Source organism: Paraburkholderia phenoliruptrix, assembly GCF_902859825.1.
GTDB lineage: Bacteria > Pseudomonadota > Gammaproteobacteria > Burkholderiales > Burkholderiaceae > Paraburkholderia > Paraburkholderia phenoliruptrix.
Genome location: NZ_CADIKB010000013.1, coordinates 87,198 through 100,144, shown reverse-complemented (window position 1 = coordinate 100,144; position 12,947 = coordinate 87,198). Strand labels below are relative to the sequence as shown.

The window sequence follows — 12,947 nt, the reverse complement described above, 5'->3', positions numbered from 1 at the left end:
CCAGCGGGAATTGACAGGCGGTAATCAAGATGTCGTACTTCACTCGTAATCCGGTCCACTCGCGCACTGCCGTCGCGCTCGTGCAGCTCACGCTGCTCGCCGCGCTCGGCGGTTGCGGCCTCGTGCCGAAGCAGCCGATCACGCAGCAGCCCATGACGGCGATGCCGCCGATGCCGCCGCAAGCGCAGGCGCCCGGCTCGATCTACAACCCGGGTTACGCGGGCCGGCCGTTGTTCGAAGACCAACGGCCGCGCAATGTGGGGGACATCCTGACCATCGTGATTCAGGAAAACGTCAACGCGACGAAGTCGTCCGGCGCAGGCGTGAACCGCAGCGGCAACACGAGCTTCGACGTGCCGACGGCCGGCTTCCTCGGCGGCCTGTTCGGCAAAGCGAACCTGAGCGCGAGCGGTGCCAACAAGTTCGCGTCGACGGGCGGCGCGAATGCGTCGAACACGTTCAACGGCACCATCACCGTGACCGTGACCGGCGTGCTGCCGAACGGCAACCTGATGGTCAGCGGCGAAAAGCAGATGCTGATCAATCAAGGCAACGAATTCGTGCGTTTCTCGGGCGTCGTCAATCCGAACACCATTTCGAATCTGAACGCGGTGTACTCCACGCAGGTCGCCGACGCGAAAATCGAATACTCCGCGAAAGGCTACGTCGACGAGGCGGAGAACATGGGCTGGCTGCAACGCTTCTTCCTCAACGTGTCGCCGTGGTGATCATGGGTACTGTTTCATTCCGCCTCCTCGCGCGCGCCGGCAAGATCGGCCGGGCGCTCGCCTTCGTCGCGCTCGCGTGCGCGGCGCTGCCTGCGGCGAGCCCTGCTCACGCGGAGCGCCTGAAGGACCTCGCGCAGATCCAGGGCGTGCGCGACAATCCGCTGATCGGCTACGGCCTCGTCGTCGGTCTCGACGGCACCGGCGACCAGACCACGCAGACGCCATTCACCACGCAGACGCTCGCCAACATGCTGGCGAACCTCGGCATCTCGATCAACAACCAGGCGGCCGGCTCGAGCAACTCGCAGTCGTCGCTCTCGAACATCCAGTTGAAGAACGTCGCCGCGGTGATGGTGACGGCAGTGCTGCCGCCGTTCGCGCGGCCGGGCGAGCAGCTCGACGTCACCGTGTCGTCGCTCGGCAATGCGAAGAGCCTGCGCGGCGGCACGCTGCTACTCACGCCGCTCAAGGGCGCGGACGGCCAGGTGTACGCGCTCGGCCAGGGCAATCTGGCGGTCGGCGGTGCGGGCGCGAGCGCGAACGGCAGCAAGGTGCAGGTCAATACGCTCGCGGCCGGCCGCATTGCCGGCGGCGCAATCGTCGAACGGGCGGTGCCGACCTCGGTGTCGCAAGCGGGCACGATGCAGTTGAACCTGAACGACATGGACTACGACACCACGCAGCGCGTGGTGGCCGCGGTGAACAACGCATTCGGCGGCGGCACGGCGACCGCGCTCGACGGCCGCACGATCCAGCTGCGCGCGCCGGCCGATCCGGAGCAGCAGGTCGCCTTCATGGCGCAGTTGCAGAACCTCGACGTGAAGCCGGCGCAGGCCGCCGCGAAGGTGATCCTGAACGCGCGCACCGGCTCGATCGTGATGAACCAGATGGTCACGCTGCAGAACTGCGCGGTCGCGCACGGCAATCTGTCGGTGGTGATCAATACGCAGCCGGTGGTGAGCCAGCCGGGCGCGTTCTCGAACGGCCAGACGGTGGTGGCCAAGCAGTCGCAGATTCAGATGAAGCAGGACAACGGCGCACTGAAGATGGTGACGGCCGGCGCGAACCTCGCCGAAGTGGTGAAGGCGCTCAACGCATTGGGTGCGACGCCCGCGGATCTCATGTCGATCCTGCAGGCGATGAAGGCGGCGGGCGCTCTGCGCGCCGACTTGGAAATCATCTAAGGAAGACAGCAGATGAATTCGGATACGACCAATTCCGCCACGGCGGCGAACGATCTGACCCAGCGCTTCGCGCTCGACGTGCAGGGTTTCGCCAAGCTGAGCGCGCAGGCGAAGGCATCGCCGCAAGCCGGCATGAAGATGGCCGCGCAGCAGTTCGACGCGGTCTTCACGCAGATGATGTTGAAGAGCATGCGTGACGCGACGCCGCAGGACGGCCCGTTCGATTCGCACGACAGCGCCACCTTCACGTCGATGATGGACCAGCAGTTGTCGCAACAGCTGTCGCAGAAGGGCATCGGCGTCGCCGACGCCATGCTCAAGCAGTTGATGCGCAACCAGGGCATGCAGACGGGCGGCGCCAATGGCGGCAGCGGCGCGGGCGGTCTCGTCGGCATGGCCAATGCGCTTGGCGGCGGCAGCGGCGGCGACGAAGGTCAGACCGCGGCGCTCAACGCGCTCGCCAAGGCCTACGGCAACGCGCAGGCCAACGGCCAGCTGGCCATGGGCAAGGGCTACTCGGCCAACAGCGCGCTCACGCCGCCGTTGAAGGGCGACGGTAGCTCGCCCAAGGTCGACGCTTTCGTCGACAAGCTCGCGGCGCCGGCCCAGGCAGCAAGCGCCGCGACCGGCATTCCGGCGCGCTTCATCATCGGCCAGGCCGCGCTTGAGTCCGGCTGGGGCAAGAGCGAGATCAAGAAGGCGGACGGCACGACGAGCCACAACGTGTTCGGCATCAAGGCGACCAAGGACTGGACCGGCAAGACGGTGTCCACGCTCACCACCGAGTATGTGAACGGCAAGCCGCAACGCGTGGTCGAGAAATTCCGCGCGTACGACTCGTATCAGGAAGCCATGACCGATTACGCGAGCCTGCTCAAGGGCAACCCGCGCTATGCACAGGTCATCAATTCCGCGCATGACGTGAAGGGCTTTGCGACCGGCATGCAGCGCGCCGGTTACGCAACCGATCCGCATTACGCGAAGAAGCTGATGTCGATTATGGAAAAAATGGGCTAAAACGCCGGTAATTCGAATCGGCAAACAGCGCTTGCGTAGTGAGTCAACGCAAAAGAAACCATGCACGCGACGGGGCCAGGTGCATGACAAGACGGACGAGGCCGGCTGCCCGACGGCGGCCGGCCCCCCCGCGAAACGCTGTGCGAACACCGGCGCGCGCCGTTTGCCGCTGACGAATCACCGGCGCGGTATGCGCGACAGTCGGCAATTTAATGGTGACTTGATGGCGCTTTAACGGAGCTTTAACGTTTGCGCGCGGTCTTTCCAAATAATTCATTGGGCGCCCCTAAATTTTAGCGGGATACTGCCGCTAATCCGTTAGACCCCATACCGGAAGCGTTAATGTCCGGTTGAATGCGCGTGCCACGGTCTGCATGAAAAAGACCGCGTGAAAGCCCCGGCAGCAGCGGTGGCACGTGCCCGCAAGAACATGCATACCGGCAAGCCCATGGAAACCAATCAGTCGAACGGCCAAACCGACACGCAGATCCAGCCGCACGTTCCGCCAGACGACAGCGCACACGATTTTGGCCGTCGTAATCCGCTGGAAATCGGCGTTCAGTTGCGCAATCTCGTCAATCGGGGCGATTTCCTCACCGTTCAGTATCCGGGTGGGCAGCTCGTCACACGGCTACTCGATGTCGACGTGCGCGGGCGCACTTTCACGTTCGACTGGGGCGCACTGTCCGACCAGAACCGCGGTCTGCTCGCCGCGGCGGGCTGTCAGTTCCACGCGGCGCCTGAGGGCGTGCGCGTCGAGTTCGTCACCGGCACGCCGCGCGAAACGCGTTTCGAGGGACTGCCCGCATTCGAAGCCGATTTTCCGCAAGTGCTGTTCTATGTGCAACGTCGCGAGTATTTCCGCGTCGACGCCCCCATTCTCGATCCGTACACGTGCAGCGGCCGTTTGCCGGAAGGCGATTCGTTCCGCTTCGAGGTGCACGATCTGTCGCTGGGCGGCGTCGGCATGCGCACGTCCGACGAACGTGTGGCCGAACTGCCGATGGGCACGCGTCTGGACGATTGCGAGCTCGCGCTCGGCGGCTTGGGCCGCCTGTCGCTCGATCTGCAACTCGTGTCGCACCGCTCGCTCGCGCTGCCGAACGGCACGCAGCGTTACCAGCTCGGCTTCCGTTTTCTGACGCTGCCGGGCAGCGCGGAAAACACGCTGCAGCGTCTTATCACGCAACTCGAAATGAAGCGCCGCTCGCTCGTTCGCTAACGGGCGTACAGAGCGAACAGCGCAGAGGCCGCACGCGCCGCGCCGGGACTAGCCAGCATGCTCCCGCCGGCCTTGGCGCATTGGCCTCGCAAACGTTGAAGCAAGCTTGCGGAAGCGTCGTGAATGGCCTCAATTTTCCGTCGCTAAAGCCGTTAAACAGTCAGTTCAAGTAACGCGGCGGCATGTGTACGGTGTCGCCCTTCAGGATGACGCATGTCCAATCTCATCAATCTCGGTCTCAGCGGACTCAACGCAGCCCAATGGGGACTCACGACGACCGGCCAGAACATCAGCAACGCGTCGACGCCCGGCTACACCATTGAAACGCCGGTCTTCGCGGAAACGGGCGGTCAGTACACCGGTTCCGGCTATCTGCCGCAGGGCGTCTCGACCGTCACCGTCACGCGTCAGTACAGCCAGTATCTGACGACGCAGCTCAACAACGCGCAGTCGTCGAGCAGCTCGCTGTCCACCTACAACTCGTTGATCTCGCAACTGAACAACCTGGTCGGCAGCCCGACTGCCGGCATTGCCAGCGCGATCACGAGCTATTTCACGGGCATGCAGAACGTCGCGAACAATGCGTCGAGCCTCGCCACGCGCCAGACGGCGATGAGCGGCGCGCAGACGCTCGCGAACCAGATCAACGCCGCCGGTCAGCAATACGACGCGCTGCGCGAAAGCGTCAACACGCAGTTGAGCAACACCGTTTCGCAGATCAACAGCTACACGCAGCAGATCGCGCAGCTGAACGGCCAGATTAACGCTGCAAGCACGCAAGGGCAGCCGCCGAATCAGCTGCTGGATCAGCGCGATCTCGCCGTGTCGAATCTGTCGCAACTGATCGGCGTGCAGGTCGTCAACAGCAACGGCGCCTACAGCGTGTTCATGAGCAACGGCCAGCCGCTCGTGTCGGGCGGCAACAGCTTTAACCTCGGCACGGCGCCTTCCACGGGCGATTCGAGCGAACTGTCGGTGCAGTACCTCGGCCAGGCCGGCGCCAATCCCGCGGCGGCGCCGCAGGACCTGCCGGCCAGCAAGATTGAAGGCGGCACGCTCGGCGGCCTGGTTGCGTTCCGCAGCCAGACGCTCGATCCCGCAGAAGCGCAACTCGGCGCGATCGCCGTCAGCTTCGCTTCGCAGGTCAACGCGCAGAACGCGCTCGGCATCACGCTCGCAGGCGTGCAGGGCGGCGCGCTGTTCTCGGTCGGCAGCCCGACGGTTTATGCGAACACGCAGAACACCGGCAATGCGTCGCTCTCCGTATCGTTCGCGAACGCCGCACAGCCGACCACCGGCGACTACACGCTCGCCTTCAACGGCAGCAGCTACACGCTCACCGACAACTCGACGGGCACCGTGGTCGGCTCCGCCAGCAACCTGAGCCAGCCGATCAACGGCCTGAATTTTTCGATGACCGGCACGATGAATGCCGGCGACTCGTTCACAGTCGAACCGACCCGCGGTGCGTTGAACAGCTTCGCGACCGCCACCACGGACGCCTCCGCAATCGCCGCTGCGTCGCCGGTTCTGGGCGCGGCCGCCACGACCAACACCGGCACCGGCGCGATCTCGCCGGGCACGGTGACGGCGGGCTACACGATGCCGAGCTCGACCACCACGCTGACCTACAACGGCACCGGACTCACCGGCTTCCCGGTCGGCTCGACGGTGACCGTGGCCGGCTCGCCCGCGACCACTTACTCCATCACGAGCGCGACCACTGTCGTGCCGTACTCGTCGAGCACCGGCGCAAGTCTCACGATCAACAACACGAGCGCCGGCCAGATGAACAACGTGTCGGTGACGATCAGCGGCGTGCCCGCTGCCGGCGACAAGTTCACCATCGGCCCGAACACCGGCGCGAACAACGACGGCCGCAATGCGCTGGCCCTGTCGAACCTGTCGACGGCCAAATCGATGAACGGCGGCACGGTCACGCTGACGGGCGCGTATGCGAACTACGTCAACGAAATCGGCAACCAGACGAATCAGATTCAGACCGCGAGCACGGCGCAGGCTTCGCTCGTGACGCAGATCACGACCGCGCAGCAGTCCGTCTCGGGCGTCAACATCAACGAAGAAGCAGCCAATCTGCTTCAGTATCAGCAGCTCTATCAGGCGAACAGCAAGGTGATCCAGACCGCGCAGACCCTGTTCCAGACGCTGCTTGGCATCTTCCAGTGAGGCGTTGAACATGCGCATCTCCAGCACCCAGTACTTCACCATGAACGTGGCGACGATGAGCGATCAGCAAGCTCAGTTGTCGCAGCTTTACGCGGAGATTTCGAGCGGCGTGAGCCTGTCCACGCCGTCGGACAATCCGCTCGGCGCGGCGCAGGCCGTGCAGTTGAGCTCGACCGCGACGAGCCTCGCGCAGTACACGAGCAACCAGAACACGGCGCTCGCGTCGCTGCAACTCGAAGACTCGACGCTCGGCAGCGTCAACAACGTGCTGCAAAGCATTCACACGCTCGTGCTGCGCGCCGGCGACGGGTCGCTCAACAACGGCGACCGCGGCTCGATCGCAACCGAGCTGCAAAGCCTGCGCAGCCAGTTGATGACGCTCGCCAACGCGACCGATCCGCAAGGCAACTATCTGTTCGCCGGCTATCAAAGCAGCGCGCAGCCGTACAACACGAACTCGGCCGGCGTCGTCACGTATTCCGGCGACACCGGCACACCTGCCGTGCAGATCACCGGCTCGCACGTCGTGCAGACCGGCGACAATGGCCTGGCGATTTTCGGCAGCGTCGCGCCGATCGGCACGAGCGCGGTGCCGGCGGCCGCCGCGGGGAACACGGGCACGGGCGTCATCAGCACGGTGAGCCTGAACAATCCGACCAACCCGGCCAACGCGGACACGTACTCGATCGACTTCACGTCGTCGACGACTTACACCGTGAGCCAGACCGACCCGGCCACGGGCGCCGTGACGACGAGCGGTCCGCAGGCGTTCACGGCCGGCTCCGCGATCACGCTCGGCGGCCAGTCCATTTCGATCAGCGGCGCGCCGAATGCGGGCGACAGCTTCTCGGTGACGCCCGCCACGCAAGGCAGCATGGACGTGTTCGCGAACCTGAGCCAGCTGATCAGCACGCTGCAGTCGCCGGTTTCGGGCGGCGCGTCGACGGCGAGCTTGCAGAGCGCGCTCGTCACCAGCATGACCCAGCTCGAGAATACGATGAACAACGTCGTGACCGCGCAGGCGACTGTCGGTGGCCGCGAGCAGGAGATCCAGGCACTGCAGACGGTCACCCAGGCGAATACGCTGCAGACGTCGAGCAATCTGTCGGATCTGACGCAGACTGACATGATCAAGACCGTCGGCAAATACACGCTGGCGCAGAATGCGTTGCAGGCGGCACAGCAGGCGTTTGTGAAGATTCAGAACATGTCGTTGTTTCAGTATCTGAACTGACGGCGAGCGACTACTGGTCGCTCAAGAAGAAAGGGCGGAGACCGGTGAAGCCGGCTCCGCCCTTTCTGCATTCGGACGTGTGTGTTTGCGCGGGTTTCCCCAATCTTCGTCAGGAAGAAAGGTGGCCTACCTGAACCCCAGTGCCACGCGCCCCATCTGATCGATCCCGACCGCAAACAGACGCGCAAAGAACGGAATCATGTTCGGGATCATCAGTTGCAGGAGCAACAGACCAATCAGCATGGTGAGCGGAAAGCCGATCTGGAACACGCCGATCTGCGGGGCCGCGCGGTTCAGGATGCCGAGCGCGAGGTTGGTGATCAGCAATGCCGCAACCACGGGCAGCGACAGCAAAAGTCCCGCTGAAAAAATCGTGCTGCCGAAGTTGGCCAGCGTGCGCCAGCCGGGCGACCCGAGAATATTGGCGGACACAGGCAGCGAATTGAACGACGCAAGCAGCGCGCTGATCATCTGCAGATGGCCGTCGATCACGAGAAACACCAGCATCGCAATCGTGTACATGTAGCTCGACAGCACCTGGCTCGAGCTGCTCGCCTGCGCGTCGAAGAAGGTGGCAAAGCCGAGGCCCATGCCAAGGCCGACGAAGTCGCCGGTTGCGCTGATCGCCTGAAAGACGATCTGCATGGTCACGCCGAGCGCGATGCCGATCAGGAACTGGTTGACGATGATCCACACGCCTTCGGCGGAAAAGACCGTGACTTGCGGCAGTGCGCCGAGCGTCGGCGCGACGATGATCGTCACGAAAGCCGACAGGCCGATCTTCACGCGCAGCGGCAGCGAGCGGTTGCCGAGCACGGGCGCGGTCGCGACCAGCGCGAGAATCCGCACGAACGGCCACAGAAACGCGGTGAGCCAGGCGTTCAGTTGCGCATAAGTGACGGAAAACATGGCGGCGGCGAGGCTTGCTGCAGGAAGAAAAACGCGGCGCTCAGTTGACGAGCGTCGGAATGTTGGTGAGCGTCTGGCGCAGATAATCGAGCATGGTGGTGAGCATCCACGGACCGGCGATCACCATCGTGACTGCGATGGCGAGCAGCTTCGGAATGAATGACAGCGTCGATTCGTTGATTTGCGTGGCGGCCTGGAAGAGGCTCACCACCAGACCGACGACCAGCGCGACCAGCAGCAGCGGCGCGGCGAGCAGCAGGCCGACGTACATGGCCTGGTGCGCGAGTGTCATGACGGATTCTGAATTCATGGCAATTCAACCGGAAGCGTGAACAACGTAAAAGACAGGGACAGCAGCAGAGCGCGAGCGCGCGGGGCAGCGCGCCGCGCACTCAGACAAAACTTTGCGCAAGCGAGCCGAGCAGCAACTGCCAGCCGTCGACGAGCACGAACAGCATCAGCTTGAACGGCAGTGAAATCGTTGCGGGCGAAACCATCATCATGCCCATCGACATCAGCACGCTCGCCACCACCATGTCGATGATGAGAAACGGAATGAAGATGGTGAAGCCGATCTGGAAACCGGTCTTCAACTCACTCGTGACGAACGAAGGCACGAGCAGCGACAGCGGCACATCCTCGGGGCCTTGCATCGGCGCGGCGTGCGAAATGCGCGCAAAGAGCGCGAGGTCGCTTTCGCGCGTCTGACGCAGCATGAACGTCTTGAAGGGCGCGAGGCCGCGGCTCACGGCGGTTTCCATCGGAACGGTGCCTTCGGAGAAGGGCTTGTAGCCGTCCGTGTAAGCCTTGTCCAGCACCGGCGACATCACGAACAGCGTGAGAAAGAGCGCGAGGCCGACGAGCACCTGGTTAGGCGGCGTGGTCGTCGTGCCGAGGGCCTGACGCAGCAGCGACAACACGATGATGATGCGCGTGAAGCTCGTCATCATCAGCACCATGGCCGGCAGGAACGACAGCATCGTGAGCAGCAGCATCGTCTGCACGCTCAGCGAATACGTGGTGCCGCCGTTCGGGCCCGGGCTCGTGTTGAAGGCCGGCAAGCCGGCGGTTTGCGCGAACGAGAGCGAGGGCAGCGCGAACATCAGCGCAGGCAATGCCACTGCGGCGACAGGCGCGGCGCGGCGCACACCGCGAAGTACGGTCGAGGCGACGCGCGAGGTGCGGGTGGAATATGCGTCATGCGCCGATTGAAGACTGAACTGCATTACCGAACCCCGTTGCCTTGCCCGTTGAAACGTTTGCTCACTTCGCCCTTCAAGGCGTCGCGAAAGCGCTGGCCGAAGCTGCCAGACAATGTGCCGCTACCTGTCGTGCCGCCCGCGCCGCTGTTAGCCTCTGCGCCTGGCGTGCCCGCCTGGACAGTGCCGACGGCGTCGATTGCGACGGAGCCGGCCGGCATGGTGTGAAGCAGACGCACGTTGCCCGGCGCTGCACCGAGCACGAGCCACGTATCGCCGATTTCGACCACGGCGACGCGCTCCTTGCCGCCGAGCGATGCGCCGCCGACCGTCTTCACGAGCCCGCTGCGGCTGCCCGGCTGCAAGCCGAAGCGGCGCGCGAGCCACGCGCATCCGAACACCAGGCCGATCACGACGGCGAGGCCGACGATCGTTTGCAATACCGCGCCGACGCCGAGCGCCGGAACGGCCGTGCCGGCACCGACGCTCGACGCCATCTTCGCTGCGTTGTTGACCGCGTTCATGTCGGCCGCGTGTGCGGCGAGCGGCGCGCACAGTGCGCAGAAGAGCGCGGCGGCAGGCCGTGCGACGCTCACCGCGCGGGCGGACAGATGACGCGGTGCAGGGAACACGGCGCGGCGAACGACGGGTTTCATCGATTCAACTTCCGGATACGTTCTGACGGCGTGATGATGTCGGTCAGGCGAATACCGAACTTGTCGTTCACCACCACGACTTCGCCTTGTGCGATCAGACAGCCGTTGACGAGCACGTCCATCGGCTCGCCGGCCATGCCGTCCAGCTCCACGACCGAACCTTGCGCGAGTTGCAGCAGGTTGCGGATCGCGAGCTTGGTGCGGCCCAGTTCGACGGTCATCTGAACCGGAATGTCCAGAATCATGTCGATGTCGTTGCGCGTCGAAGTCGGCGCGACTTTCGACAGCGGCTGGAATACGCCGGCCGTGCTGGCGCTGACTTCACTGCTGTTATCGTTCTGCTCGGCGAGCGCGCTTGCCCAGTCGGCGAGCGCCGCTTCGTCCTCGGCGCTCGCCGCGTCGGCGGCAACCTGCGCCGCGGCGGAGCTCAGCTCTTCCTCGGGCTTTGCGTTCAGATCACTCATATCCACCTTCCTTCATTGTGTCGGCTGCGCTGATCATCTTCTGCACGCGCAACGCGTATTGACCATTGAAAATTCCGTAGCCGCATTCCATCACCGGCACGCCGTCGACTTTGGCCGTGATCTGCTCGGGAATGTTGATCGGCAGAACATCGCCCTTGCGCATGTTCAGGATCTGTTCGAACGTGATCGGCACCTGCGCGAGGTCGGCGGTCAGTTCGACTTCCGCGGCCTGCACCTGCTGCGACAGCACGCGGACCCAGCGGCGGTCGACTTCGAGCGCCTCGCCCTGGATCGGCGACGACAGAATGTCGCGGATCGGTTCGATCATCGAATACGGCATGCAGATGTGCAGCGTGCCGCCCGTCGTGCCGAACTCGATCGAGAACTGGGTGACGATGACAATTTCGTTCGGCGTCGCCACGTTGGCGAACTGCGTGTGCATTTCCGAGCGCATGTATTCGAACTGCAGCGGACGCACGCTTTTCCACGACGCCGCGTAGTGTTCGAACGTCAGGTTCAGCAGCTTCATGATGATGCGCTGCTCGGTCTGCGTGAAATCGCGGCCTTCGACGCGCGTGTGAAACCGACCGTCGCCGCCGAACAGGTTGTCGACCACGAAGAACACCAGGTTCGGATCGAACACGAACAGCGACGTGCCGCGCAACGGCTTCACGTGGACCAGGTTCAGATTGGTCGGGATCGGCAGGTTGCGGGTGAACTCGCTGTACTTCTGCACCTTCACCGGGCCGACGGAGATTTCCGCCGAACGCCGCATGAAGTTGAAGATGCCCACGCGCAACAGGCGCGCGAAGCGGTCGTTGATGATTTCGAGGCCGGGCATCCGGCCGCGGACGATGCGTTCCTGCGTCGCGATGTTGTAGGGACGTACGCCTACACGCTCGCTTTGCTCGGCTTCAGAGTCGGACTCGCCGGTTACGCCCTTGAGGAGGGCATCGACCTCCTCCTGGGACATGAACTCTTCGTGGCCCATTTCCTATTCCTCGTGCATACCGTGGCGTTTGATGAGGGCAGTGCGCAAGCGCGTCACTGCACGACGAATTCGGTGAACAGCACGTCCTGGACGTGGATCGGCGCGGCGCCCTTGTCGGTCGGCTGTTCGATCAGCGTGCGCAACTCGGTCGCAAGCGCGTGCTTGCCTTCGAGCGGCGCGAGTTCATCGGGATGATGATTCGACAGCGCGAGCAGAATGCGGCTGCGGATTTCCGGCATGTGTTCGGTGAGTTCCTGCGGCGTCTTCGGGTCGGTGAGCTTGAGCGTGAGGCCGATGCGCAGGAAATGCTGCTGGCCGTCGTCCGATTGGAGGTTGACCGTCATCGAATCGAGCGGGAAAAACGTGGGCGCGGGAACCGGGGCGGGCGCCGCGGCCGCGGGGGCGGGCGCGCGCTTCGACATGAAGAACCACACCCCGGCACCGGCGACGGCCGCGGCGACGATAGCGATGAGGGCGATCAGGATGATGCGCTTCAAGGGGCCCGGGGAAGCGGGCGCGACTTGCTGATTTGCAGGAGTGGTAGCCATGAGGTGTGCTGTGCTTGCCGTTAGTGCTGGTGATAGTGATTGTTGTTGATTTGCCTGCGGCGCGATGGGTCGAACAGAAGGGTTAATGCGGGCTATTCCTGGTTTTTGGTGGCCCGGCGGGCGGGGCTTTTTTTGTTGTTCTGGATGGCTGTTTTTTAAAACCCTTGGCCTTTCCTTGTTGTCACGGTGGTCTATTAGCGTTGCCCCTGTGCGGGGCGGCACTTACTTTCTTTGCCGCGGCAAAGAAAGTAAGCAAAGAAAGCGGGCTCACACCGCCAGCTCAAAAGTGGGTCCCCTGGCTTGGAGGGGGTAGTGGTGCATCTGGAATCGGTGTTCCCGCACCTTCGGCCTCAGTGACAAGGCCGTCATGCTTCCCGCCTCGCACTGCGTGCTCGCCGGAAGGGGCGGGCCCAACACCGCCTGCTCGCGGCTGGCGCGGCGGGGGCCGTCGGCTGCGCCTCGGCGAGGCGTACGGCGGCGAGTTCGGGGGGAGCCTCCAGTGCACTCGGGACTTGCGGCGGAGCGCCCCGGGCGCTTCGACGTGCGACGGTTGCAGAACGACCGCCGCGGCGCGCGAAGCGCCGCCGGAAGCATGACTGCCTTGTCAC

General features: G+C 64.0%; 13 protein-coding genes. 6 read left to right on the top strand and 7 right to left on the bottom strand.

What is annotated here, in order from left to right:
* Positions 1-29: 29 nt before the first annotated feature.
* The 6 genes from flgH (at position 30) to flgL (ending at position 7,572) form a co-directional block, all read left to right on the top strand.
* Positions 30-728 (top strand): flagellar basal body L-ring protein FlgH, encoded by a 699-nt coding sequence (gene flgH / locus HV711_RS15755; RefSeq protein WP_015004000.1) that lies wholly within the window; start codon positions 30-32, stop codon positions 726-728.
* Between the two features lie 2 nt (positions 729-730).
* Positions 731-1,912 (top strand): flagellar basal body P-ring protein FlgI, encoded by a 1,182-nt coding sequence (locus HV711_RS15750; RefSeq protein WP_035476276.1) that lies wholly within the window; start codon positions 731-733, stop codon positions 1,910-1,912.
* A 12-nt stretch (positions 1,913-1,924) separates the two neighbouring features.
* A complete protein-coding gene (gene flgJ, locus HV711_RS15745) occupies positions 1,925-2,929 on the top strand; it encodes a flagellar assembly peptidoglycan hydrolase FlgJ (protein WP_015003998.1) in 1,005 nt (334 codons plus the stop codon).
* Between the two features lie 448 nt (positions 2,930-3,377).
* Positions 3,378-4,151: a flagellar brake protein gene (locus HV711_RS15740; protein ID WP_175145147.1), complete on the top strand. Its 774-nt coding sequence runs from the start codon at positions 3,378-3,380 to the stop codon at positions 4,149-4,151.
* Positions 4,152-4,364: 213 nt separating this feature from the next.
* Positions 4,365-6,338, top strand: coding sequence for a flagellar hook-associated protein FlgK (gene flgK, locus HV711_RS15735; RefSeq protein WP_035476279.1), 1,974 nt, complete (start codon positions 4,365-4,367; stop codon positions 6,336-6,338).
* A 10-nt stretch (positions 6,339-6,348) separates the two neighbouring features.
* Complete coding sequence (flgL, locus tag HV711_RS15730) at positions 6,349-7,572, top strand: flagellar hook-associated protein FlgL (RefSeq protein WP_028361476.1); 1,224 nt, start codon at positions 6,349-6,351, stop codon at positions 7,570-7,572.
* Between the two features lie 126 nt (positions 7,573-7,698).
* On the opposite strand, the gene fliR is transcribed toward flgL, so the two are convergent.
* The 7 genes from fliR to fliL form a co-directional block, all read right to left on the bottom strand.
* Complete coding sequence (gene fliR, locus HV711_RS15725) at positions 7,699-8,481, bottom strand: flagellar biosynthetic protein FliR (RefSeq protein WP_013589924.1); 783 nt, start codon at positions 8,479-8,481, stop codon at positions 7,699-7,701.
* Positions 8,482-8,521: 40 nt separating this feature from the next.
* The gene (fliQ, locus tag HV711_RS15720) at positions 8,522-8,791 is read right to left on the bottom strand and encodes a flagellar biosynthesis protein FliQ (RefSeq protein WP_013340831.1); all 270 of its coding nucleotides are present in this window, start codon (positions 8,789-8,791) and stop codon (positions 8,522-8,524) included.
* 82 nt (positions 8,792-8,873) lie between these two features.
* A complete protein-coding gene (gene fliP / locus HV711_RS15715) occupies positions 8,874-9,707 on the bottom strand; it encodes a flagellar type III secretion system pore protein FliP (RefSeq protein ID WP_035476283.1) in 834 nt (277 codons plus the stop codon).
* Positions 9,707-10,336: a flagellar biosynthetic protein FliO gene (gene fliO, locus HV711_RS15710; RefSeq protein WP_035476286.1), complete on the bottom strand. Its 630-nt coding sequence runs from the start codon at positions 10,334-10,336 to the stop codon at positions 9,707-9,709. Before fliO ends, fliP begins: the two co-directional genes overlap by 1 nt.
* On the bottom strand, positions 10,333-10,800 hold the full coding sequence (gene fliN, locus HV711_RS15705; protein WP_015003992.1) for a flagellar motor switch protein FliN: 468 nt from the start codon (positions 10,798-10,800) through the stop codon (positions 10,333-10,335). The genes fliO and fliN overlap by 4 nt, the downstream gene beginning before the upstream one ends.
* Entirely contained in the window at positions 10,793-11,791 is a 999-nt protein-coding gene (gene fliM / locus HV711_RS15700) for a flagellar motor switch protein FliM (protein WP_013589920.1), read from the bottom strand. The genes fliN and fliM overlap by 8 nt, the downstream gene beginning before the upstream one ends.
* Positions 11,792-11,844: 53 nt before the next feature.
* The gene (fliL, locus tag HV711_RS15695) at positions 11,845-12,339 is read right to left on the bottom strand and encodes a flagellar basal body-associated protein FliL (RefSeq protein ID WP_035476289.1); all 495 of its coding nucleotides are present in this window, start codon (positions 12,337-12,339) and stop codon (positions 11,845-11,847) included.
* Positions 12,340-12,947: the final 608 nt, after the last annotated feature.

Excerpts from the sequence above, each read along its gene's own strand:
- flgJ (WP_015003998.1), top strand. The coding sequence starts at position 1,925 with ATGAATTCGGATACGACCAATTCCGCCACGGCGGCGAACGATCTGACC.
- fliO (WP_035476286.1), bottom strand. The coding sequence starts at position 10,336 with ATGAAACCCGTCGTTCGCCGCGCCGTGTTCCCTGCACCGCGTCATCTG.
- HV711_RS15750 (WP_035476276.1), top strand. The coding sequence starts at position 731 with ATGGGTACTGTTTCATTCCGCCTCCTCGCGCGCGCCGGCAAGATCGGC.
- fliQ (WP_013340831.1), bottom strand. The coding sequence starts at position 8,791 with ATGAATTCAGAATCCGTCATGACACTCGCGCACCAGGCCATGTACGTC.
- fliP (WP_035476283.1), bottom strand. The coding sequence starts at position 9,707 with ATGCAGTTCAGTCTTCAATCGGCGCATGACGCATATTCCACCCGCACC.
- flgK (WP_035476279.1), top strand. The coding sequence starts at position 4,365 with ATGTCCAATCTCATCAATCTCGGTCTCAGCGGACTCAACGCAGCCCAA.
- HV711_RS15740 (WP_175145147.1), top strand. The coding sequence starts at position 3,378 with ATGGAAACCAATCAGTCGAACGGCCAAACCGACACGCAGATCCAGCCG.
- fliM (WP_013589920.1), bottom strand. The coding sequence starts at position 11,791 with ATGGGCCACGAAGAGTTCATGTCCCAGGAGGAGGTCGATGCCCTCCTC.
- fliR (WP_013589924.1), bottom strand. The coding sequence starts at position 8,481 with ATGTTTTCCGTCACTTATGCGCAACTGAACGCCTGGCTCACCGCGTTT.
- flgH (WP_015004000.1), top strand. The coding sequence starts at position 30 with ATGTCGTACTTCACTCGTAATCCGGTCCACTCGCGCACTGCCGTCGCG.
- flgL (WP_028361476.1), top strand. The coding sequence starts at position 6,349 with ATGCGCATCTCCAGCACCCAGTACTTCACCATGAACGTGGCGACGATG.
- fliL (WP_035476289.1), bottom strand. The coding sequence starts at position 12,339 with ATGGCTACCACTCCTGCAAATCAGCAAGTCGCGCCCGCTTCCCCGGGC.
- fliN (WP_015003992.1), bottom strand. The coding sequence starts at position 10,800 with ATGAGTGATCTGAACGCAAAGCCCGAGGAAGAGCTGAGCTCCGCCGCG.